Source organism: Cupriavidus sp. SIMBA_020 (assembly GCF_046535395.1).
GTDB lineage: Bacteria > Pseudomonadota > Gammaproteobacteria > Burkholderiales > Burkholderiaceae > Cupriavidus > Cupriavidus campinensis.
The window spans coordinates 254,863-273,911 of sequence record NZ_JAWRWU010000008.1 but is presented as its reverse complement, the minus strand read 5'-3'; the positions used below and the strand labels follow the sequence as shown (position 1 = coordinate 273,911).

Sequence of the window (19,049 nt, the reverse complement as noted above, 5' to 3'; positions counted from 1 at the left end):
TTCTGCGCTGGCTCAGTGGGCCAGCGCGGCGATCTTCGTCAGCAGTTCGTCGCTGTCCACCGGCTTGACGATGTAGTCCGATGCACCCTGGCGCATGCCCCAGATGCGGTCCGTGTCCAGGCCCTTGCTGGTGCACATGATCACGGGAATGTCCTTGAAGCGGTCGTCGCGCTTGATGGCGCGGGTGGTCTGGTAGCCATTCTGGCCGGGCATGACCACATCCATCAGGATCAGGTCGAAAGGTTCCGCCTCGAGCCGGGCCATGGCCTGGTCGCTGTTGCCGGCCACCGAGACCTTGAAGCCCTTCTTGCCGAGCAGGTCGGACATGAACAGCGCTTCGGTGGGGGAATCGTCGACGATAAGGATTTTGCTGATGGTCATTGGTGTGTTTCCTGGATGCTTTTGCGTGGCGGCGTTCAGGGTCAGGCCGCCACGACCGCACCCTCTTCCTGCGCACAGCCGCCAAGGCAGGTCTCTACGGCCTGCATCAGGGCTTCACGGGAAAAGGGCTTGGCGAGATGGTCGTGCGCGCCGACGAGCTTGCCGCGCGAACGGTCGAACACGCCGTCGCGGGACGACAGCATGATCACCGGGATCGCGTGGAACCTCGGGCTTTTCTTGATCAGGGAACAGGTCTGGTAGCCGTCCAGCCGGGGCATCAGGATGTCGCAGAAGATGACGTCCGGGTGCATGTCGCCGACCTTGGCGAGCGCCTCGAAGCCATCCTCGGCGAGCATGACCTGATAGCCTGCCTGGGACAGGAAGATCTCCGCCGTCCGGCGGATCGTGCTGGAATCGTCGATCACAAGGATCTTGCGGCGCAATGCCGCGGCTGCCTTGACGGCACCGGCGTCGCCGGTGTTGACCCCATCGACGGACGTGTTTTCTTCTGTTTGAGCGACCCGCATACTGTTCCCGCGACCAGCTGCCCGCACGAATGCAGGCGCCGGTATTCACTTGAGAACACCCGCACGGCAACGCTTGACGCGCCGGCGGCCCCCGATTTCCAAATTCCCAATCAAAAAAAACCCGGTCAATTCGACCGGCGCCGGCGGCGCGACCCGTGCGCTCGCCTGCGTCTTGCTATCTTATTGCGCTGTTATGGCGATGTTATGGCGGTATTCTTCGCCCCTTACCGTGCTGCCAGGCGGCAGCATGGCCGGGACGGAGGTTCCGCTTTGCCGCAAAGTGTGACAACTCGCGGTTGGGCCGTCAATCCGGTTTGTCCGGCGCGGCCCGCCGATCTGTCGCTTTGGCGCGACGCGTCGGCCTTTTCGGCTTGTTCGACGACTTACGCGGGAGGGTGCGATGACCCTCGACGGCTGGCACAGTGGCCAGACGTCAGATCGCCACCATCTCGAAGTCTTCCTTGCGCGCGCCGCACTCCGGACAGGTCCAGTTGATCGGCACGTCTTCCCATTTGGTGCCCGGCGCGATGCCGTCTTCCGGCGAACCGGTGGCCTCGTCATAGATCCAACCGCAGATCAGGCACATCCAAGTCTTGTATTCCATATGCAGGCTCTTGCCACTCTCCATTAAAATTCCAGCGCAGATGGTACATAAACCGCGCCGCCGGCGCCACCCATGGGGCGGCGCAACTATGCGAATATCGTCGCGTTCGCGCATGTTAGCGTGCAGATACCGTTCAAACGACGCGCATTTCGCCCAGATTGCCTGCTTTTTCGGCATCTGACCGCAAGCCGCCCGCCTCCGCCCCCGGCGAGCCCATTTTCATCCCGTATCGGATTACAACTCCTGCCATGTCCCGTAACCAGCAGCTTTTCGACCGCGCCCAGCAGACCATTCCCGGTGGCGTGAACTCGCCCGTGCGCGCTTTCCGCTCCGTGGGCGGCACGCCGCGCTTCATCACCCGCGCCGAGGGCGCCTATATGTGGGATGCGGACGGCCAGCGCTATATCGACTACATCGGATCCTGGGGCCCGATGATCCTCGGCCACGCCCATCCGGCCGTGGTCAAGGCGGTGCAGGACACCGCCGCCGGCAGCTTCTCCTTCGGCGCGCCCACCGAGGGCGAGATCGAGATGGCCGAGGAAATCTGCAAGCTGGTGCCGTCGATCGAGCAGGTGCGGCTGGTGTCGTCCGGCACCGAAGCCACCATGAGCGCGCTGCGGCTGGCGCGCGGCTTCACCGGGCGCGACCTGATCATCAAGTTCGAGGGCTGCTACCACGGCCACGCGGACAGCCTGCTGGTCAAGGCCGGTTCGGGCCTGCTGACCTTCGCGGACACCACCCAGAACGCGCCTTCCTCGGCCGGCGTGCCCGCCGACGTGACGCGCCACACGATGGTGCTCGAGTACAACAACGTCACCCAGCTCGAGGAAGCCTTCGCGCGCCACAAGGGCGAGATTGCTGCCGTGATCGTGGAGCCGGTAGCCGGCAATATGAACCTGGTGCGCGCCACGAACGCCTTCCTGCAGTCCATGCGCAACCTGTGCAGCGAGCACGGCGCCGTGCTGATCTTCGACGAAGTGATGACCGGCTTCCGCGTGGCGCTGGGCGGCGCGCAGGCCCACTACGGCATCAAGCCGGACATGACCTGCCTGGGCAAGGTGATTGGCGGCGGCATGCCCGCGGCGGCGTTCGGCGGCCGGCGCGACATCATGGCCAAGCTGGCCCCGCTGGGCGGTGTCTACCAGGCCGGCACGCTGTCCGGCAACCCGCTGGCCGTGGCCGCCGGCCTGACCACGCTGAAGCTGATCCAGGCGCCGGGCTTCCACGACCAACTGGCCGCACAGACGCGCAAGCTGACTGATGGCCTGACCGCCGCTGCCCGTGCCGCCAACGTGCCGTTCGCCGCGGACGCCATCGGCGGCATGTTCGGCCTCTATTTCACCCAGACCGTGCCGACCAGCTTCGCCGAGGTAACCAAGGCCGACGTCGGGCGCTTCAACCGCTTCTTCCACGCCATGCTGAACGAGGGCGTGTACCTGGCGCCGTCGGCGTTCGAGGCCGGCTTCGTCTCCGCGAAGCACGACGACGCGATCATCGCCACCACCGTGGAAGCGGCCGCGCGCGCGTTCCAGGCCGGCTGAGCGCCCGTCGTGTGAAGGATGGGGCGCGTCCGGCGCGCCGCATCCTTCCCTCACCTTGGGCGCGGCGCCCCAATGCCGTGCGCTACACTTGGATTTTGCCGACCCCGGCCATTCCAGGAGTCTCATCAATGCGCGCCGCCTTCCCATCCCTGTTCGTCCTGCCCTCGCCCGCCGCCCTGGGCCGCTGGCTGGCCATGGCCATCCTCGCCAGCCTGCTCAGCGCCTGCGGCTACAACGATTTCCAGTCGAAGGACGAAGCGGTCAAGGCGGCGTGGGGCGAAGTCGTCAACCAGTACCAGCGCCGCGCGGACCTGATCCCGAACCTGGTCGCCACGGTCAAGGGCTACGCCAGCCATGAGCGCGAGACGCTCGAGGCCGTGACCAAGGCACGCGCGCAGGCCACCAGCATCCAGGTGACGCCGGAGACACTCAATGATCCCGAGGCCTTCGCGCGCTTCCAGCAGGCACAGGGGCAGCTGACCAGCGCGCTGTCGCGCCTGCTGGCGATCTCCGAGAACTATCCTCAACTGAAGGCCGACGCCGCGTTCCGCGACCTGCAATCGCAGCTTGAAGGCACCGAGAACCGCATCACCGTGGCGCGGCAGCGCTATATCGCGGCGGTGCAGGAGTACAACGTGCTGGCGCGCAGCTTCCCGACCAATCTCACGGCCAAGGTGTTCGGCTACCCGGTCAAGCCGTCGTTCACGGTGGAGAACGAGAAGGCCATCTCCGCGCCGCCGGCCGTCAAGTTCTGACGCGGCGCATCGCCATCATGCGTGCCCCTCTGCTCCGCTTTTTCGGCATCCGGCTATGCCTTGCGGCGATGTTCGCCGTGTTCGCGGGCCAATCCGCCCGCGCCGCCGACGGGTTCGTCGCGGTGCCGCCGCTCACCCAGCGGGTGACCGACCTGACCGGCACGCTGGCCCCCCAACAGCGCGCGGCGCTGGAGAACGTGCTGGCCGAGTACGAGCAACAGCGCGGCAGCCAGATCTTCGTGCTGATGGTGCCGACCACCGAGCCCGAGACCATCGACCAGTACAGCATCCGCGTGGCGGACGCGTGGAAGGCGGGGCGCCAGAGCATCGACGACGGGGTGATCCTGCTGATCGCCAAGGACAATCCGCCCGGCTTGCGCAAGATGCGGATCGAGACCGGACGCGGCGTGCAGGGGTCGCTCACCGACGCGGTGTCTTCGCGCATCCTGCGCGACGTGATGGCCCCGCACTTCCGCCAGAACGACTTCTATGGCGGCCTCGCGGCGGGCATCTCGGCCATCCAGGCCGCGATCGACAAGGAGGCGCTGCCGGGGCCCGACAGGAAAGCCGGCAACGCGGCGGCCTCCGCTCTCAATGACTGGCTGCCCGTGCTGTTCCCGCTCGCCATCGTCGTATTTTTCTTTCTTTCGGCGATCCTGCGGCGCGGACGCGGCCCACAGATCGTGACCGGCCGGCGCGGCTGGCCCACCACCACGGCTGGCGGATTGGGCGGCCTGGGTGGCTATGAGGCCGGGCGCCGCTGGGGCGGCGGCGGTGGCGGCTTCGGCGGTGGGGGTGGCGGTGGCGGATTCAGTGGCGGAGGCGGCGGCGGCTTCGACGGCGGCGGCGCCTCAGGTAACTGGTAATCGGGAGACGGGCTGATGAAAGCAATCAGGGAGAAGTCTCTCAAGCGGGCGCTGCGGCACCTGAGCACAACGTCATCGGCGGCGCGCAAGGCGTTCCCCGCCGAGGCCCAGCACCAGTTGCAGGTGGCGGTGCATGCCGGCGAACAGCGCCATCGCGGGGAAGTCCGCGTGGTGATCGAGGCCGGCATGCCGTGGGAACTGGCCTGGCGCGGCACCACCCCGCGCGAACGCGCCCGGGCGCTGTTCGGCGCGCTGGAGGTGTGGAACACCGAGGACCACTCGGGCGTGCTGCTCTATATCAACCTGGCCGACCACGCGGTGGAAATCCTCGCGGACCGGGGCATTGACGCCTGCGTCAGCGCGCGGGTCTGGGAAAAGGTTTGCGCCGACCTGACGTTGGGGCTCAGGGAGTCGCTGTCGGTACGGCCGGTGCTGGAGGCGGTGGAGAAGATGCATGCGCTGCTGACGGAGCATTTTCCGTCGGGGGATGGGTTTAATCGGAATGAGCTGGAGGATCGGCCGATCGTGCTTTGAGGGGGTTTTGGCTGTTGAGCCCAACACCCTCAAATCTCAAACCTTCCCCCCTCTCTTCTCCATCAAATACCACCCCGCCGCCAGCACCTGCAGCCCCACCAACCCACCCCACACCACCCAATGCGCCGCCACCGGATAGTGCCCGCCGGATGACGGCCAGAAGTCCAGCACAAACCCGATCCCCACCTGGAACACGAAGGTTGCCAGGAACACGGTCAGGGTCATGGCGGTTGTCGCCCGCCCGATCAGCGCATCGGGAAAACGGCGCGCCAGCAGCGCGTAGGTCAGGATCCCGCTGGACCCGAAGACCCCGTAGGCGGCCCACAACACGCCCAGCGGCAGGAACGGCAGCCGTGCCATCAGCAGCAGTTGCACGGCGATGAAGCCGATCATCCCGAAGCCGGCGAACGCGTAGAGGCTGACGCCGCGCCGCTCCAGGTGCCGGGCGGCCCAGCCCGCGCCGACGCAGCCGGCCATCATGGCGAAGCCGATCACCGACACCAGCCGCGCGCCCTCGGACGGCGCCAGCCCCTGTACATCGCGCATGAATGCGCTGACCCAGAGCGTCTGCACGGCCAGGAAGATGCCCTGGTTCAGCAGCGTCAGCGGCACCACCCGCCAGAATTTCTCGCTGACCAGGATCAGCCGCGTGCCGCGCAGTTGTTCGGCGAAGGTTTCCTTGCCCGCGCGACGGGCGTCCGGCACGCCAAACCAGAGCAGCACGGCCATGGCGAACGTCAGCGCCGCCAGCCCGATGCTGACGGTGCGCCAGTCCGTCCAGGCCAGCAGCCAGGACAGCGGGCTGCCGACCACCACCGCGCCCAGCCCGCCGATGGCCATCACCAGCCCGTTCAGCAAGGGCATGCGTGACAGCGGGAACCACATCGACAGCGCCTGGATGGCCGCCCCGAGGCAGACGGACACCCCCACGCCGATCATCGCCCGGCCCGCGGCCAGGCCGGCCATGCCCGGGGCGAAGGCGAACACCAGCGAGCCGGCCACGGCCAGCAGCAGCAACGCGGCCTCGGTGCGGCGCGGGCCGTAGCGGTCGAGCAGGATGCCGGCCGGCAGTTGCGCGCAGGCAAAGCCGAGGAAATAGAAGCTGGTGAGCAGCCCCAGGTCGGCCGCCGACAGCCCGAGCTCGCGCGTGAGGAATGGCGCGAAGCCGAGATTGACGCCCCGGAAGATATAAGAGACCAGAAAACCGAGCGAAAACACCGCCAGCACGCGCCAGCGGGCGTTGGCGGCGGGGTTCGGTTGCGAAGCGAGGGAATCGGAGGGAGTTGTCGGGGAGGCGCCTGGCATGATCTTCACCATCATGGTGCAAAACCTGCGAAAGATACCACGCCCCCGCCAGGCGAGCAGACCGTGTAACGCTTACCAATCATTGCCGCTGTCTGTTTCCAAGCTGTAACAGCACCTGACGCGTCGCAACGCCATGCGGCCCCGACCTTACTTCATGATCGAAACGAGAATCGTTGATTTGGGGGTCTAGTTTCACGATTGAAACGTTTTTGCCCAGCGGCTATTTTTGGCGATTTTCGGTCCACCCTTAGGTCACGAGGATGAGCCCGGGTGACGGAGGCAATCCTTCTGCGATTGGCCTCGCCCAAACGGACGATCCGCATACCCCCGCCGGGGCGCACTCTCGGGCGGTCCCTCGCATCGCCGACTGTTTCGGTGTACCGCGTTTCAGTTAGGTGTGTCCCCCATACCGCCAGCCCATAAGGATGATGGCCACCGAATATGACGTAATCGGCGCTTCATAAATGGTACGTTTTTGGCCACTTGCGCTTCTACGCCTTTCGGCGGGGCCCAGAGCAGGCTGGTGCCAGGTATTCGGTACATTCCCGTCCGAATATAGGAACTGCACTGCCTATATCGCGCAAAAACCCGCAACCGAGTGCATGAGCCGACTCGTAACCGCCGAGAAACATTTGGTTACATCGTCTCGCAAACGACGCATTGGCAAACCCACACCCCTATAAAAATCAACGACTTAGCCTCCGTGGCACGTTCGTCGCTGGATGTGTCGCAACCACGGAACGCCAGGCCAACCGGCAAAGACAGGGGCCAGGCGGATCCAGAGAACAAGTGGGAACGGGGGCGGCGATGACGCGAGTCAGCGCCCAGGGAGGAAAAAGCGACCGGCCAGCTGCATGGCCGGTCCGGCCCAGCGGCACGCCGCGAAGCCTCGCAGTCTTGCAGCATTTCAGGCGCGTCTCGGTCCCTGGAGAAGTTCGGACCGGTACGCGGCACCCGCCCAGGATGCATGCCGCAGGGAGTGGCCATGCATCGGGTGACAAGCGCCAGACCGGCCTTGCCGGGCGTGCGCAAGCCTGAGCCAGGTGGAATCGGAAAGATGTCACGACAGTGCAGCTTTTTCGGTTTGGCCTCGGTCGGCAGTTCGGCCGAAACCTTGTGCCCGATCTCCAGCGGGCGCTTTTTTCCCCACCAACCGTGAAGTGAAGGAGAAAGACATGTCCACCATGTTCGATGGCATCAAGCGTTTCGTTCGTGAAGAAGACGGCGCAGCCGGTGTGGAGTACGCCCTGCTGCTGGCCTTCGTGGCCCTCGTGATGGTGACCTATGGCACCACCGTGAAGACCGCCGTCGGCACCATCTGGAATTCGATCGCCACCGCGCTCTCCGCGGCCTGAACGACTTCCGGTACCCCCGGACCGGGCTCCGCGCCATGGGCCCCGGTCCGGCCAGATTCCTGACATGCCGATCGCATCGATCGCACCGATCCACGGGAAGGCCGCCATGTTCTCCGTTGCCGCAGCCGCCAATCTGAGCCTCGTCGCCATGGTGATCGTCGCTGCCGTGAGCGATGTCCGCTCGCGCCGCATCCCGAACTGGCTCGTGGCCGCCGGACTGGCCCTGGCCCTGGTGGCGCAGGTCGCCACCCACGGCCCGGCGGACGGCGCCCTGGTCTGGATCGGCGGGGCCGCCACCGGCGCGGTCATGCTGCTCGCGGTCTACCTGATGGGCGGCATGGGCGCCGGCGACGTGAAGCTGATGGGGGCCGTGGGGGCCTTCATGGGCGTGGCGGGCGCCGCGCATGTGGCCGTGGTCGGCTTCCTGGCCGGCGGCGCGCTGGCCATCGCCGCCCTGCTGCTGCGCCGCATCGCCGCGGCGCGCCGGGCCGCCGCACGCAAGCCCGTCCGGCTGCCGTATGGCCTGGCCATCGCCACGGCCACGCTGCTGGTGAAGTGGGAGCTGTTCTGAACAACACGGAGACGGCGCGCCTCCGGCTTGCGCGCCACTAACGAGAAGGTCCCGATGCCGTGACAACAGGGACCAGGAACGGGGGAATCGCCATGCACCACAGCAGCCGCATGCATGCGCCACATGGAGACGCCAGGCCCTGCGCCTCGGCACACCGCCACGGGTCCGGGTCGCGCCCAGGCCACCACATGACAGCCGCCGGCGGCCAGGATGCCGCCCGCCGGCCCGGACGCCACCGCGCCGCCAGACGCACCGGACGCCCCGCCATTCCCGCCACGTGCCCGCGCATCCTGGCACATCGCACCATCTTCTTCTGAGCAAGAGGAGCCGAAAATGAAGAACCTGCGCATCCTGTTCATGCTGCTGATCGCCACCGTCGCGGGGCTCAGCGCCGTCATGCTCGCGTCCCGCTGGCTGCTGCAGCAAGGCAGCAACGGCATCACCAAGGTGGCCGTGGCGGCCGCCGACATCAGCCTGGGCCAGCAGATCACCCCCGAGGCCGTGAAGCTGGTGGACTGGCCCGCCGCCAGCCTGCCGCCCGGCGTGGTCCAGGACGCCGCCTCGCTCGCCGGCCGCGTCACCAAGGCCAGCCTCTCGCGCGGCGAGCCGGTGCTGGAGTCCAAGCTGACGCCGGTGGGCACCAAGGGCGGCCTCTCGGCGGTCATCGCCAACGGCAAGCGCGCCATCACCGTGCGTGTGAACGACGTGGTCGGCGTGGCCGGCTTCGCCCTGCCAGGCAGCTTCGTCGACATCATCGTCAACACGCAGAAGGACAAGCAGGACGGCAAGGCCAGCGCGGAGCGCACCGACCAGTCGATCTCGAAGATCGTGCTGGAGAAGATCCTGGTGCTGGCCGTGGCCCAGGAGGTGAACCGCGACGAGACCAAGCCGAAGGTGGTGAACGCGGTCACGCTGGAAGTGTCGCCCGACGAGGCCGAGAAGCTCGACCTGGCACGCAGCGTGGGCTCGCTCTCGCTGGTGCTGCGCAACCAGATGGACCCGCGCCCGGCCGAGACCGCCGGCGCCACCAAGCATTCCCTCCTCAAGGAACCCGTGATCGCGGCGGCCGCCCCCGTGACCCGGACAGTACAGGTGGTGCGGCGCGTGGCGGAGAAAACCTTCTCCGGTACCTGCATCGGCGTCATCAGCGGCAACCAGCACAACCAGGAATGCTTTTGAACCACGGCTCACGCGTCTGAGAAAGGCAGGCCCACGCGGTAACTGCCCGCAATGACTGCGCGAACCCACCGGGGGAACATCATGGATCGCATCACCACGCATCAAGGCGCAGCACGCCGTATCGCCCCGCAACTGCAGGCCACGGTGCTCGCATTGACGGCTTTAGGCATGTTGTGGGGCACGCCTGCCCGGGGGCAGGCTGGCATGGAGGCGGCGATGGCCACGGCCAACGCCGCCGGCCCCGCCCGGCCGGTTCGCCTCGCGGCCGTTGGGAACATGCAGGGGAACATGCAGGGCAACATGCAGGGCAGTGTCCAGGGAGGGGTCGCCGCCGCGGCGGCCGCGCCGCGGGACACCGCGCCGGCACGCGGACCGAACTGCGTCGGCGCCATGCGCGAACGGCGCGAGGTGCAGGTGCCGGTTGGCAAATCGACGATGATCGAGATGCCGGAGGCGGTCAAGGCCCGCTCGCTCGGCAACCCCAACGTGGCGCAGGCGATGCTGGTCTCCCCGCAGACGCTCTACGTGCTGGGCCAGGAAGTGGGCACCACCAATATGATCGTGCAGGGTCGCAGCGGCTCGTGCAGCGTGATCGACCTGGTGGTCGGCGCCGATCCCGGCGGGCTCCAGGCCACCCTGCGCGACCTGCTGCCCGACGCAGGCCGCGTGCGGGTCTCGTCCGCCGCAGACAGCCTGGTGCTGACCGGCACGGTGAAAGACTCGGTGCAGGCGCAGAAGGTGCTGGACATCGCCAACGCCTTCGTCATGCGCCAGACGCGCGGCCCGGCGCAGAACCCGCAGGGCGCGGCCCAGGGCCAGCAGCAGAACGGGACCATGTCCAGCAATTCCGCCAACAACGGCATGCCGGTGCGCAGCCCGCGCATCATCAACATGCTGGTGGTGGAAGCGCCGCAGCAGGTGATGCTCGAAGTGAAGGTGGCCGAGGTCTCCAAGAGCCTGATCGACCAGATGGGCTCCGCCGCGAACCTGAACGCCGCGTTCGGCAGCTGGAGCTTCGGGCTGCTGGCCAACTTCCTCTCGGGGGCGCCGGACCTGCTCTCCTTCAGCAAGGCCAACAACCTGCCGCTCCAGTTCGCGATCGACGCGCAGAAAGGCGACGGGCTGGTGAAGATCCTGGCCGAGCCGAACCTGATGGCGATCAGCGGGCAGGAGGCGAGCTTCCTGGCCGGCGGCAAGGTGTTCATCCCGGTGCCGCAGAGCTTTGGCGGCACGGGCACCACCATCATCCTGCAGGAGGAAACCTTCGGCGTCGGGCTGAAGTTCACGCCGACGGTGATGGAGAACGGCCGCATCAACCTCAAGGTGGCACCGGAGGTGTCCGAGCTCTCGCCGACCGGGGTGGCGCTGACCGCGCCGAACGTGTCGGGCACGTCGATCCTGCCGCTGATCAACACGCGGCGGGCCTCCACCACGCTGCAGGTCTACGACGGCCAGAGCTTCGCCATCGGCGGGCTGATCAAGAACAACATCACGGGCAGCCTCAAGGCGCTGCCGGGCGTGGGCGAACTGCCGGTGGTGGGCACGCTGATGCGCAGCACCAACTTCCAGCAGGACCGCACCGAGCTGGTGTTCGTGGTCACGCCGCGCCTGGTGAAGCCGCTGCCGGCCAACTACCCGCTGCCGACCGACACCTTCGGGCCGACCACCCCGGGCGAGGTCTACCTGAACGGCAACATGGAAGGCCACCCCGCGCGCCCGGCCCCCGCCGCGCTGCCCGCCCCTGCCGTGCCTGCTGCAGCCCCGCTGACGGCCCCATCCGCCGCGCCCACCACCAGCGTGCCCGTCCCCGCCGCCGCAGACGCCGCCGGCGAATAAGCGCAGACCCGAACCAGGAGCACATCATGACGACCAACTTCCTTCGCCCCGCTGCGCTCGCGGCCCTGCTCGGCACCGTCGCGGGTCTCTCGGGCTGCATGGCCACCACGCCGATGTACGACCAGCAGTTCGGCGACGCCGTGCGCACCCTGCGGGCGATGCAGATCCTGAACCCCGATGCCTCGAACAACACCGACCCCGTGACAGGCATCGACGGCCGCGCCGCCACGGCGGCGATGGACCGCTACGGCACCCAGTTCCGCACGCCGCAGTCAGACGCCAACGCCTTCACGATCGGCGTGGGCGCCTCCAGCGGTCTCAACAACATGGGACGGTAGGCCGCACGGCCGCCGCACGCTGTCTCCAGGAGTGAAGCCATGGCAAAGATCGCCGTAGTATCCGCCGACGAAGCGCACCTGCATTACGTGGCGGGACTGATCGCCCAGAGCGCCAACCACGTGGTACAGCGCGTGCGGGCCGCGCCGGCCGTCGCGCTGGCCGACCCCGCGCTCACGCTCGGCACCGACCTGCTGATCGTGGATGCGCCCGAGGTCGGCGCGGACGACATCGTCCAACTGCGCCGCATCACCACCGAGCACCCGGAAACGCTGTGCATGCTGCTGACCGCGCACCCGTCCGCCGACCTGCTGATGCGGGCCATGCGCGCCGGCGTGCAGGGCGTGCTGCCGTGGCCGCCCGAGGCCCAGGAGTTCCGCGACGAACTCCAGCGCTGCACCAGCCACGCGCTCAGCAATGGCCGCGCCGAGGGTCAGGTGCTGGCCTTCACCGCCTGCAAGGGCGGCAGCGGCACTACCTTCGTGGCGGCCAACTTCGCCCACGTGATGGCCACCCGGCACAAGAAGCGCGTGCTGCTGGTGGACCTGAGCCAGCAATATGGCGACGCCGCCTTCCTGATGACCGACCAGACGCCGCCCGCCACGCTGTCGGACGTCTGCCGCCAGGTAGACCGGCTCGACGCCGCGCTGCTGGACGCCTGCGTGACCCACGTCTGCCCCGGCTTCGACGTAGTGCCAGCCGCCGGCGACCCGATCAAGGCAGGCGAGATCAAGGCCGCACACCTGGAGCGCATCCTGGCCGTGGCGCGCCAGCAGTACGACGCGGTGGTCTTCGACATCGGCCAGGACATCAACCCGGCCACCCTCGTGGTGCTGGACCACAGCAACCTGATCTACGCGGTGATGCGCCGCAGCCTGGCCCACCTGCGCGCAGGCCGCCGGCTGTTCGACCTCTGCCAGTCGCTGAGCTACCACACCGACCGCGTGCGCCTGGTGCTCAACGGCGACGACCGGCACGCCAACATCGCCCAGCGCACGCTGGAAGACGCCTTCGGCGTGCGCGTGGCCCATGTGCTGCCGCTCGATGCCGGCCCGGTCCGGGACGCCAGCGAGCAGGGCGTGCCGGTGGCGCAACTGGCGCCGAACTGCGCCATCGCCCGCGCGCTGGCCGACATGGCCCGGCAGCTCTATCCCGACACCCAGCCGCGCCGCGACAACCTGCTGCGCAAGCTGTTCGGCCAGAACAATCAGGTCCATGCCCCGGCGCGCGCCTGACCGGGCCCGCCACGGCGACACCAGGAGTCCAAGATGTCACTGCGAGAACAACTCTTCCGCCAGGCCGGCGAAGCCCTGCCCGAGCGCGTGGCGCGCGCCAACGGCGCCGCCGTGCATGGTGCCAACGGCAGCCACGCTGCCAGCGGCACGGCCGGCTCGGGCGCGGTGACGCCCGCCTACCAGCAACTGGCGCTGGAGATTCACCAGACGCTGGTCGATCGCGTGGAACTCAGCCGCCTGCAACACATGCCGCCCGAACAGGTCCGACGCGAGCTGGCGCAGCTGGTGGAGCGGATCATCGAGGAAGGCAACCACCCGGTGAACGAGTCGGAGCGGCGCCGCCTGGTCTCGGACGTCCAGGACGAGATGCTCGGCTACGGGCCGCTCGAGCCGCTGCTGGCCGACCCCACCATCTCGGACATCCTCGTCAACACCGCCCGCCACGTGTACGTGGAGCGGCGCGGCAAGCTCGAACTGACCGACGTGACCTTCCTCGATGACGCCCACCTGCTGCGCGTGATCGACAAGATGGTGTCGCGCATGGGCCGCCGCATCGACGAATCGAGCCCGATGGTCGATGCGCGCCTGCCGGACGGCTCGCGCATCAACGCCATCATCCCGCCCTCGGCCATCGACGGCCCGCTGCTCTCGATCCGCCGGTTCGCGGTGAACCCGCTGCAGGTCAAGGACCTGATCGGCCTGAGCACGCTGACCGACGAGATGGCCCAGCTGCTCGACGCCATGGTGCGTGCCAAGCTCAACATCCTGATCTCGGGCGGCACCGGCAGCGGCAAGACCACGCTGCTGAACATCCTCTCGGGCTTCATCCCGGCCGACGAGCGTGTGGTGACCATCGAGGACGCGGCGGAACTGCAACTGCGCCAGCAGCACGTGCTGCGCCTGGAGACGCGCCCCGCCAACATCGAGGGCCGGGGCGAGATCACCCAGCGTGCGCTGGTCAAGAACGCACTGCGGATGCGGCCGGACCGGATCATCCTGGGCGAAGTGCGCGGCGCCGAGGCGCTGGACATGCTCCACGCGATGAACACCGGCCACGAAGGCTCGCTGGCCACCATCCACGCCAACACGCCGCGCGATGCACTGACGCGGCTCGAGAACATGATCAGCATGGCCGGCCTGGCGCTGCCCACGCGCACCATGCGCCAGCAGATCACCTCGGCGCTGTCGGTGGTGGTGCAGGTCTCGCGCCTCACCGATGGGCGCCGCAAGCTCGTCAGCGTGCAGGAGATCACCGGCATGGAGGGCGAGGTCGTCAACATGCAGGAGATCTTCACCTTCCGCCGCCAGGGCGTGGAGCGCGACGGCCGCATCCGCGGGCACTTCTGCGCCACGGGCGTGCGGCCGAAGTTCTGCGAGCGGCTCCAGGCCTTCGGCATCCACCTGCCGGAAGCGCTGTTCGACCCCGCCGTGCAGCACGAAGTCTAGGAGCGCGCCATGAATCCGATGATGATCGCCTTCGCGCTGTCGGTGTTCCTGGCCATCGTGCTGGGCGGGATCGGCGCCTACCTGTGGTGGAACACGTATCACAGCCAGCACGCGCGGCGCTTCAGCCATCGCGTGGAGGCGGCGCTGCTCAACAGCGCTGGCCACGGGCAGGACGCCGGCATCCTCAAGCAGCGCGTGATGAGCCAGTCGCCGGCGCTGGCCCGTCTGCTGCGGCGCCTGCCGCGCATGCAGGCGCTGGATCACATCATGCTGCAATCGGGCATGAACATGTCCGTGGGACGCTTCCTGGCCCTCACGCTGGCCGCGCCCAGCCTCGCCGGCATGGTGCTGACGATGCTGAACGCGCCGTGGTACGCCGTGCTGCTGATGGCCGGCGCGGCCAGCACGCTGCCGCTGCTGTGCGTGCTGCGCAAGCGGGCCCGGCGGCTCGCGACGCTGGAAGCGCAGCTGCCCGAGGCCGCCGACCTGATCAGCCGCGCGCTGCGCGCCGGCCACTCGCTGCCCAGCGCGCTGGACATGGCCGGGCACGAGCTGCCGGCGCCCATCGGCACGGAACTGGGCCTGGTGTTCGGCGAGATCAACTACGGCATTCCGCTGCACGACGCGCTGGCCGGCCTGACCGACCGGGTACCGATCGAGGACCTGCGCTACCTGGTCATCGCGGTGCTGATCCAGCGCGAATCCGGCGGCAACCTGGCCGAGATCCTCGACAACGTGGCGGGCCTGATCCGCAAGCGGCTGCAACTGCTGGACAAGGTGCGCGTGCTGTCGGCCGAGGGCCGGCTCGGCGGCTGGATCCTGACGCTGCTGCCGGTGGTGGTCGGCGGCATCGTGTTCCAGATCAATCCCGAGATGATGGCCACGCTGTGGACCGACCCGACCGGCATTCAGATGCTCTGGTACGCCGTCGCCATGACCTGCGTGGGCATCCTGTGGATGCGCCAGATCGTGCGGATCCACGTCTAGGGCAGGCATTCAGGCACCCCAATTACCGAGGCGGGAAGATTCCCGGACAACCATGCCAACCACAACGATCCTGCTGTTGGGCGTCACTTTCGCCATCGTCTTCGGCGCGGCCTGGGTCGCGATGATCGTGATGCGCCCGAACCCCGTGGTACGCCGGCTCGGCCAGATCGAGCGCGAGGCGCCCGGCGGCGCGCCGATCCCGGACGGCCGCCGCGAATGGATGCGCCAGATGGAGCGGCTGGCCCGGCCGCTGGCGCAGCTCTCGCTGCCGAAGGAGGGCTGGGAGAACTCCGCGCTGCGCACGCGCTTCATCCATGCCGGATGGCGCTCGCCCGAGGCAATTCCGCTCTACTTCGGCGCCAAGACCGTGCTCGCGTTCGGCCTGCCGATGGCGCTGTGGGTGGCGCTGGTCGGCGAGGTGGAAGCCGCGCGGCAGTCCGAATTCATGACAGGGCTGTTCGCAGTGGCGGTGGCGGGCTTCTACCTGCCCAACTTCGCGCTGCGCTGGAAGGTGCGCCACCGCCAGCGCGACATCTTCGAGTCCTTCCCGGACAGCCTGGACCTGATCATGGTCTGTGTGGAAGCCGGCCTGAGCCTGGATGCCGCGATCCTGCGCGTGGTGGCCGAGATGCGCACCGCCCGCCCGGCCATGGCCGAGGAATACGAGCTGCTGACGCTGGAACTGCGCGCCGGCCTGCCGCGTGACAAGGCGCTGCGCAACCTGTCGGCGCGCACCGGCGTGGAGGATGTGAGCATGCTGGTGGCGATGCTGATCCAGGCGGACCGCTTCGGCACCAGTGTGGCGGAATCGCTGCGCGTGCATTCGGACATGCTGCGCACCAAGCGCCACTCGCTGGCCGAGGAACGCGCGGCCAAGATCGGCACCAAGATCCTGTTCCCGCTGATCTTCTGCATCTTCCCGTCGCTGTTCGTGGTGCTGCTCGGGCCGGCCGCCATCCAGGTGGTGACCGCCCTGCGCAGCGTGGCCAGCAACTGACCCCGCCGGAGACCGCCATGCGCCGACCTGCCTCCCTCCACCTTCGCCGCCTTCGCACCCTTCCCCCCCGGCACCACCAGCCGGGCGGCCCGCGCCACGCCGGCGCCGCCGCCGTGGAATTCGCGCTGATCTTTCCGCTGCTGCTGTTCATCGTCTTCGGCGTGATCGAGTTCGGCACCGCGCTCTATGACAAGTCCGTGGTCACCAACGCCAGCCGCGAGGCCGCCCGCGCCGGCGTGGTGCTGAAGTCCCCGGCAATGACCAGCGCCCAGATCAAGCAGGTGGCGCTCAACTACTGCACCAACAAGCTGGTCACCTATGGCGCCGCCGCCACCTGCACCTTCCCGCTGACGGTCTCGCCATGCGCATCGACCGGGACCGCGCTGACCGTGCAGGTGTCGTACACGTTCAACGGCCTGCTGCTCGGCCCGCTGATCCGGCCCTTCACCGGGCCGCTGACGATCAACGCGCTCACCACCATGCTGTGCGAGTAGCCCAATCCAGAGACAGGAGGTGTGCCATGCGCCAGGAAACCCCGCAGCAGAACCCGCCACGCGCCCGACCGACCCGCCGGCAGCGCCAGCGCGGCGCCATCGGCATCATGATGCCGTTCATGCTGATCTCGGTGCTGTCGGTGGGCGCGCTGGCGGTGGATGTCGCCCATCTGGCCATCGTGCGCAACGAGTTGCAGAATGCCGCCGATGCTGCCGCGCTGGCCGGGGCGGCCGGGTTGTTCCCGGCCAATCCCAATCCCGCCTGGACCACCGGCGTTACCAAGGGCACGAACGCCATCAGCCTGAACAAGGCCGCCGGGGTCACGCTGACCAGCGGCACGGTGCAGGCCGGCTACTGGAACCTGACCGGCACGCCGGCCGGGCTCCAGCCGCAGGACATCACGCCGACATCCAATGACGTGCCAGCGGTGCAGGTGACCATCAGCCGGGGCGCCGGCAGCAACGGCGGGCCGGTGCCAACCCTGCTGGCGCAGATCTTCGACGGTGCCGCGGCGAGCACCACGGCCACCGCCGTGGCGGTGATCGCGGCGCCGGGCATCATCGGCAACGGCGGGCTGTTCCCGGTAGCCCTGAGCCAGTGCCTGTACAACAACTTCTGGGACAGCGCCACCAACCAGCCCAAGCTCGATCCGGCCACCAACAAGCCCTATGTGTTCCGCATCGGCTCCGCCTACCACTACGGGCCGTGCGAATCGGGCCAGTGGACCACGTTCAAATCCACCGACAACAGCGCCACCGCCACGCGCGACCTGATCCAGACCGGCAACCCGGCGCCGGTGGCCATCGGCGACCAGATCTGGATGCAGGACGGCACCAAGACCTCGAACTACAACTATGTCGGGGTCAACCAGGACTACCTGCTGCCGGTCACCTCGTCGCTCAACCCGGGCTCGCTCGGCCCGGTCACCGCCTTCGCGGCGTTCCATATCACCGCCTCGGTGGGCGGCAGCGGCAAGTACATCGAGGGCTACTTCATCCCCAACTTCAAGGTCACGAACAGCGGCGGCGGCGTCGGGCCGTACTACGGCGGCTACGTCCCCCCGCGCCTGGCCCGCTAGCCAGGACAGGAGCCAGTGGCACGGCCGGGTCTCCCGGGCACGGCCAGCCCCTCGCGCTGCCCCCCATGAGCAGCGCCGAGGCCCCCCTGGCTCCTCTTTTGCAGCCTGGTCTTGACCAGGCTGTCTTTTTTTTGAAGAATCGACCGCACATCCACATGGCGAGTCCGGGAGCCCCCATGAAGTTGCGCATCCTCAGCGACATCCACCTGGAGCACAACCAGACCGACGCCGTCCCCGCGTGCGCGGCGGACCTCGTGATCCTGGCCGGCGACATCGCCAACGGCCGCGACGGCATCGACTGGGCCGCCCGCACCTTCGATGTGCCGGTGGTCTACGTGCCCGGCAACCACGAGTACTACGAGAACGACTTCGACACCGTGGACCGTCTGATGGCCGAGGCGGCCGAGGCAGCGCCCAACGTGGCGCTGCTCAACGGCGCCGTGGCCGAGTACGCCGATGCTGACGGCCGCCCGGTGCGCGTGATCGGTACCACCTGGTGGACCGACTACTGCCTCTTTGGCACCGACCGCATCGACGACGCCATGCAGGCCTGCGCCCGCGTGGTGGTGGACCACCGGCTGATCGAGACCACTGACGCGGCCGGCCAGCACCGCCCCTACACCCCCGCCGACGCCCTGGCCCGCCACCGCGCCGCTACCGCCTGGCTGACGGACACGCTGGCCGAACCCTTCGACGGCAAGACCGTGGTCGTCACCCACCACGGCCCCGACCTCGGCAGCCTGGACCCCCGCTACGCCCACGACATCGTCTCCGCCGGCTTCCTCTCCCGCCGCCCCGACCTCGTGGCCCAAGCCGACCTCTGGATCCACGGCCACACCCACACCAGCTTCGACTACTGGATCGACCAGTCCCGCGTGGTCTGCAACCCGCGCGGGTATATATCGCGACGGACCGGAAACCCGGAGAACCCGGTGTTTGACTGGGGGCGGGTGGTGGAGATCTAGACCACCACGTACTTTCTTTAAATCGATCGCAAAACGCGCCAACAGGTGCCGATTGC

General features: G+C 68.0%; 20 protein-coding genes. 16 read left to right on the top strand and 4 right to left on the bottom strand.

All coding sequences use genetic code 11. The features are described from left to right. Positions 1–12 precede the first annotated feature (12 nt). From SB751_RS17710 to SB751_RS17700, 3 genes are all read right to left on the bottom strand, one after another. On the bottom strand, positions 13–381 hold the full coding sequence (locus tag SB751_RS17710; RefSeq protein ID WP_144197394.1) for a PleD family two-component system response regulator: 369 nt from the start codon (positions 379–381) through the stop codon (positions 13–15). Between the two features lie 41 nt (positions 382–422). Beyond that, complete coding sequence (locus tag SB751_RS17705; RefSeq protein WP_092298294.1) at positions 423–908, bottom strand: PleD family two-component system response regulator; 486 nt, start codon at positions 906–908, stop codon at positions 423–425. Between the two features lie 433 nt (positions 909–1,341). Continuing rightward, positions 1,342–1,512 (bottom strand): rubredoxin, encoded by a 171-nt coding sequence (locus SB751_RS17700; RefSeq protein ID WP_092298462.1) that lies wholly within the window; start codon positions 1,510–1,512, stop codon positions 1,342–1,344. Positions 1,513–1,760: 248 nt separating this feature from the next. Between SB751_RS17700 and hemL the strand changes: the two genes are divergently transcribed. The 4 genes from hemL (at position 1,761) to SB751_RS17680 (ending at position 5,208) form a co-directional block, all read left to right on the top strand. Further along, complete coding sequence (hemL, locus tag SB751_RS17695) at positions 1,761–3,053, top strand: glutamate-1-semialdehyde 2,1-aminomutase (RefSeq protein WP_250025091.1); 1,293 nt, start codon at positions 1,761–1,763, stop codon at positions 3,051–3,053. Positions 3,054–3,181: 128 nt separating this feature from the next. Next, on the top strand, positions 3,182–3,808 hold the full coding sequence (locus tag SB751_RS17690; RefSeq protein WP_144197392.1) for a LemA family protein: 627 nt from the start codon (positions 3,182–3,184) through the stop codon (positions 3,806–3,808). 17 nt (positions 3,809–3,825) lie between these two features. Then, positions 3,826–4,674: a TPM domain-containing protein gene (locus tag SB751_RS17685; RefSeq protein WP_410748252.1), complete on the top strand. Its 849-nt coding sequence runs from the start codon at positions 3,826–3,828 to the stop codon at positions 4,672–4,674. Between the two features lie 15 nt (positions 4,675–4,689). After that, the gene (locus SB751_RS17680) at positions 4,690–5,208 is read left to right on the top strand and encodes a TPM domain-containing protein (RefSeq protein ID WP_144197390.1); all 519 of its coding nucleotides are present in this window, start codon (positions 4,690–4,692) and stop codon (positions 5,206–5,208) included. Positions 5,209–5,244: 36 nt separating this feature from the next. Here the strand turns inward: SB751_RS17680 and SB751_RS17675 are convergent, their stop codons facing one another. Beyond that, complete coding sequence (locus SB751_RS17675) at positions 5,245–6,513, bottom strand: MFS transporter (protein ID WP_211943770.1); 1,269 nt, start codon at positions 6,511–6,513, stop codon at positions 5,245–5,247. A gap of 1,175 nt (positions 6,514–7,688) precedes the next feature. Between SB751_RS17675 and SB751_RS17670 the strand changes: the two genes are divergently transcribed. The 12 genes from SB751_RS17670 (at position 7,689) to SB751_RS17615 (ending at position 18,993) form a co-directional block, all read left to right on the top strand. Beyond that, positions 7,689–7,868, top strand: coding sequence for a Flp family type IVb pilin (locus SB751_RS17670; RefSeq protein ID WP_377731478.1), 180 nt, complete (start codon positions 7,689–7,691; stop codon positions 7,866–7,868). Positions 7,869–7,974: 106 nt separating this feature from the next. Next, positions 7,975–8,439 carry a prepilin peptidase gene (locus tag SB751_RS17665; RefSeq protein ID WP_144197524.1) on the top strand — a complete coding sequence of 155 codons (465 nt, stop codon included), beginning with the start codon at positions 7,975–7,977 and terminating at the stop codon, positions 8,437–8,439. Between the two features lie 333 nt (positions 8,440–8,772). After that, positions 8,773–9,618 carry a Flp pilus assembly protein CpaB gene (cpaB, locus tag SB751_RS17660; protein WP_144197389.1) on the top strand — a complete coding sequence of 282 codons (846 nt, stop codon included), beginning with the start codon at positions 8,773–8,775 and terminating at the stop codon, positions 9,616–9,618. Between the two features lie 81 nt (positions 9,619–9,699). After that, entirely contained in the window at positions 9,700–11,454 is a 1,755-nt protein-coding gene (locus SB751_RS17655; RefSeq protein WP_313819261.1) for a type II and III secretion system protein family protein, read from the top strand. A gap of 26 nt (positions 11,455–11,480) precedes the next feature. Continuing rightward, positions 11,481–11,792: a hypothetical protein gene (locus tag SB751_RS17650; protein WP_144197387.1), complete on the top strand. Its 312-nt coding sequence runs from the start codon at positions 11,481–11,483 to the stop codon at positions 11,790–11,792. A gap of 39 nt (positions 11,793–11,831) precedes the next feature. Continuing rightward, positions 11,832–13,025: a CpaE family protein gene (locus SB751_RS17645; protein ID WP_144197386.1), complete on the top strand. Its 1,194-nt coding sequence runs from the start codon at positions 11,832–11,834 to the stop codon at positions 13,023–13,025. A 33-nt stretch (positions 13,026–13,058) separates the two neighbouring features. Further along, positions 13,059–14,471 (top strand): CpaF family protein, encoded by a 1,413-nt coding sequence (locus SB751_RS17640; protein ID WP_144197385.1) that lies wholly within the window; start codon positions 13,059–13,061, stop codon positions 14,469–14,471. Between the two features lie 9 nt (positions 14,472–14,480). Continuing rightward, on the top strand, positions 14,481–15,458 hold the full coding sequence (locus SB751_RS17635) for a type II secretion system F family protein (RefSeq protein WP_211943773.1): 978 nt from the start codon (positions 14,481–14,483) through the stop codon (positions 15,456–15,458). Between the two features lie 52 nt (positions 15,459–15,510). Next, positions 15,511–16,455: a type II secretion system F family protein gene (locus SB751_RS17630; protein ID WP_144197383.1), complete on the top strand. Its 945-nt coding sequence runs from the start codon at positions 15,511–15,513 to the stop codon at positions 16,453–16,455. 17 nt (positions 16,456–16,472) lie between these two features. Beyond that, the gene (locus SB751_RS17625) at positions 16,473–16,949 is read left to right on the top strand and encodes a TadE/TadG family type IV pilus assembly protein (protein WP_144197382.1); all 477 of its coding nucleotides are present in this window, start codon (positions 16,473–16,475) and stop codon (positions 16,947–16,949) included. 26 nt (positions 16,950–16,975) lie between these two features. Beyond that, complete coding sequence (locus tag SB751_RS17620) at positions 16,976–18,028, top strand: TadG family pilus assembly protein (protein WP_244844940.1); 1,053 nt, start codon at positions 16,976–16,978, stop codon at positions 18,026–18,028. Between the two features lie 176 nt (positions 18,029–18,204). Further along, entirely contained in the window at positions 18,205–18,993 is a 789-nt protein-coding gene (locus SB751_RS17615; RefSeq protein WP_144197381.1) for a metallophosphoesterase, read from the top strand. Positions 18,994–19,049 lie beyond the last annotated feature (56 nt).

Excerpts from the sequence above, each read along its gene's own strand:
- hemL (WP_250025091.1), top strand. The coding sequence starts at position 1,761 with ATGTCCCGTAACCAGCAGCTTTTCGACCGCGCCCAGCAGACCATTCCC.
- SB751_RS17625 (WP_144197382.1), top strand. The coding sequence starts at position 16,473 with ATGCGCCGACCTGCCTCCCTCCACCTTCGCCGCCTTCGCACCCTTCCC.
- SB751_RS17690 (WP_144197392.1), top strand. The coding sequence starts at position 3,182 with ATGCGCGCCGCCTTCCCATCCCTGTTCGTCCTGCCCTCGCCCGCCGCC.
- SB751_RS17675 (WP_211943770.1), bottom strand. The coding sequence starts at position 6,513 with ATGCCAGGCGCCTCCCCGACAACTCCCTCCGATTCCCTCGCTTCGCAA.
- SB751_RS17655 (WP_313819261.1), top strand. The coding sequence starts at position 9,700 with ATGGATCGCATCACCACGCATCAAGGCGCAGCACGCCGTATCGCCCCG.
- SB751_RS17630 (WP_144197383.1), top strand. The coding sequence starts at position 15,511 with ATGCCAACCACAACGATCCTGCTGTTGGGCGTCACTTTCGCCATCGTC.
- SB751_RS17645 (WP_144197386.1), top strand. The coding sequence starts at position 11,832 with ATGGCAAAGATCGCCGTAGTATCCGCCGACGAAGCGCACCTGCATTAC.
- SB751_RS17640 (WP_144197385.1), top strand. The coding sequence starts at position 13,059 with ATGTCACTGCGAGAACAACTCTTCCGCCAGGCCGGCGAAGCCCTGCCC.
- SB751_RS17665 (WP_144197524.1), top strand. The coding sequence starts at position 7,975 with ATGTTCTCCGTTGCCGCAGCCGCCAATCTGAGCCTCGTCGCCATGGTG.
- SB751_RS17685 (WP_410748252.1), top strand. The coding sequence starts at position 3,826 with ATGCGTGCCCCTCTGCTCCGCTTTTTCGGCATCCGGCTATGCCTTGCG.
- SB751_RS17650 (WP_144197387.1), top strand. The coding sequence starts at position 11,481 with ATGACGACCAACTTCCTTCGCCCCGCTGCGCTCGCGGCCCTGCTCGGC.
- SB751_RS17635 (WP_211943773.1), top strand. The coding sequence starts at position 14,481 with ATGAATCCGATGATGATCGCCTTCGCGCTGTCGGTGTTCCTGGCCATC.
- SB751_RS17615 (WP_144197381.1), top strand. The coding sequence starts at position 18,205 with ATGAAGTTGCGCATCCTCAGCGACATCCACCTGGAGCACAACCAGACC.
- cpaB (WP_144197389.1), top strand. The coding sequence starts at position 8,773 with ATGAAGAACCTGCGCATCCTGTTCATGCTGCTGATCGCCACCGTCGCG.
- SB751_RS17680 (WP_144197390.1), top strand. The coding sequence starts at position 4,690 with ATGAAAGCAATCAGGGAGAAGTCTCTCAAGCGGGCGCTGCGGCACCTG.
- SB751_RS17705 (WP_092298294.1), bottom strand. The coding sequence starts at position 908 with ATGCGGGTCGCTCAAACAGAAGAAAACACGTCCGTCGATGGGGTCAAC.
- SB751_RS17710 (WP_144197394.1), bottom strand. The coding sequence starts at position 381 with ATGACCATCAGCAAAATCCTTATCGTCGACGATTCCCCCACCGAAGCG.
- SB751_RS17670 (WP_377731478.1), top strand. The coding sequence starts at position 7,689 with ATGTCCACCATGTTCGATGGCATCAAGCGTTTCGTTCGTGAAGAAGAC.
- SB751_RS17700 (WP_092298462.1), bottom strand. The coding sequence starts at position 1,512 with ATGGAATACAAGACTTGGATGTGCCTGATCTGCGGTTGGATCTATGAC.
- SB751_RS17620 (WP_244844940.1), top strand. The coding sequence starts at position 16,976 with ATGCGCCAGGAAACCCCGCAGCAGAACCCGCCACGCGCCCGACCGACC.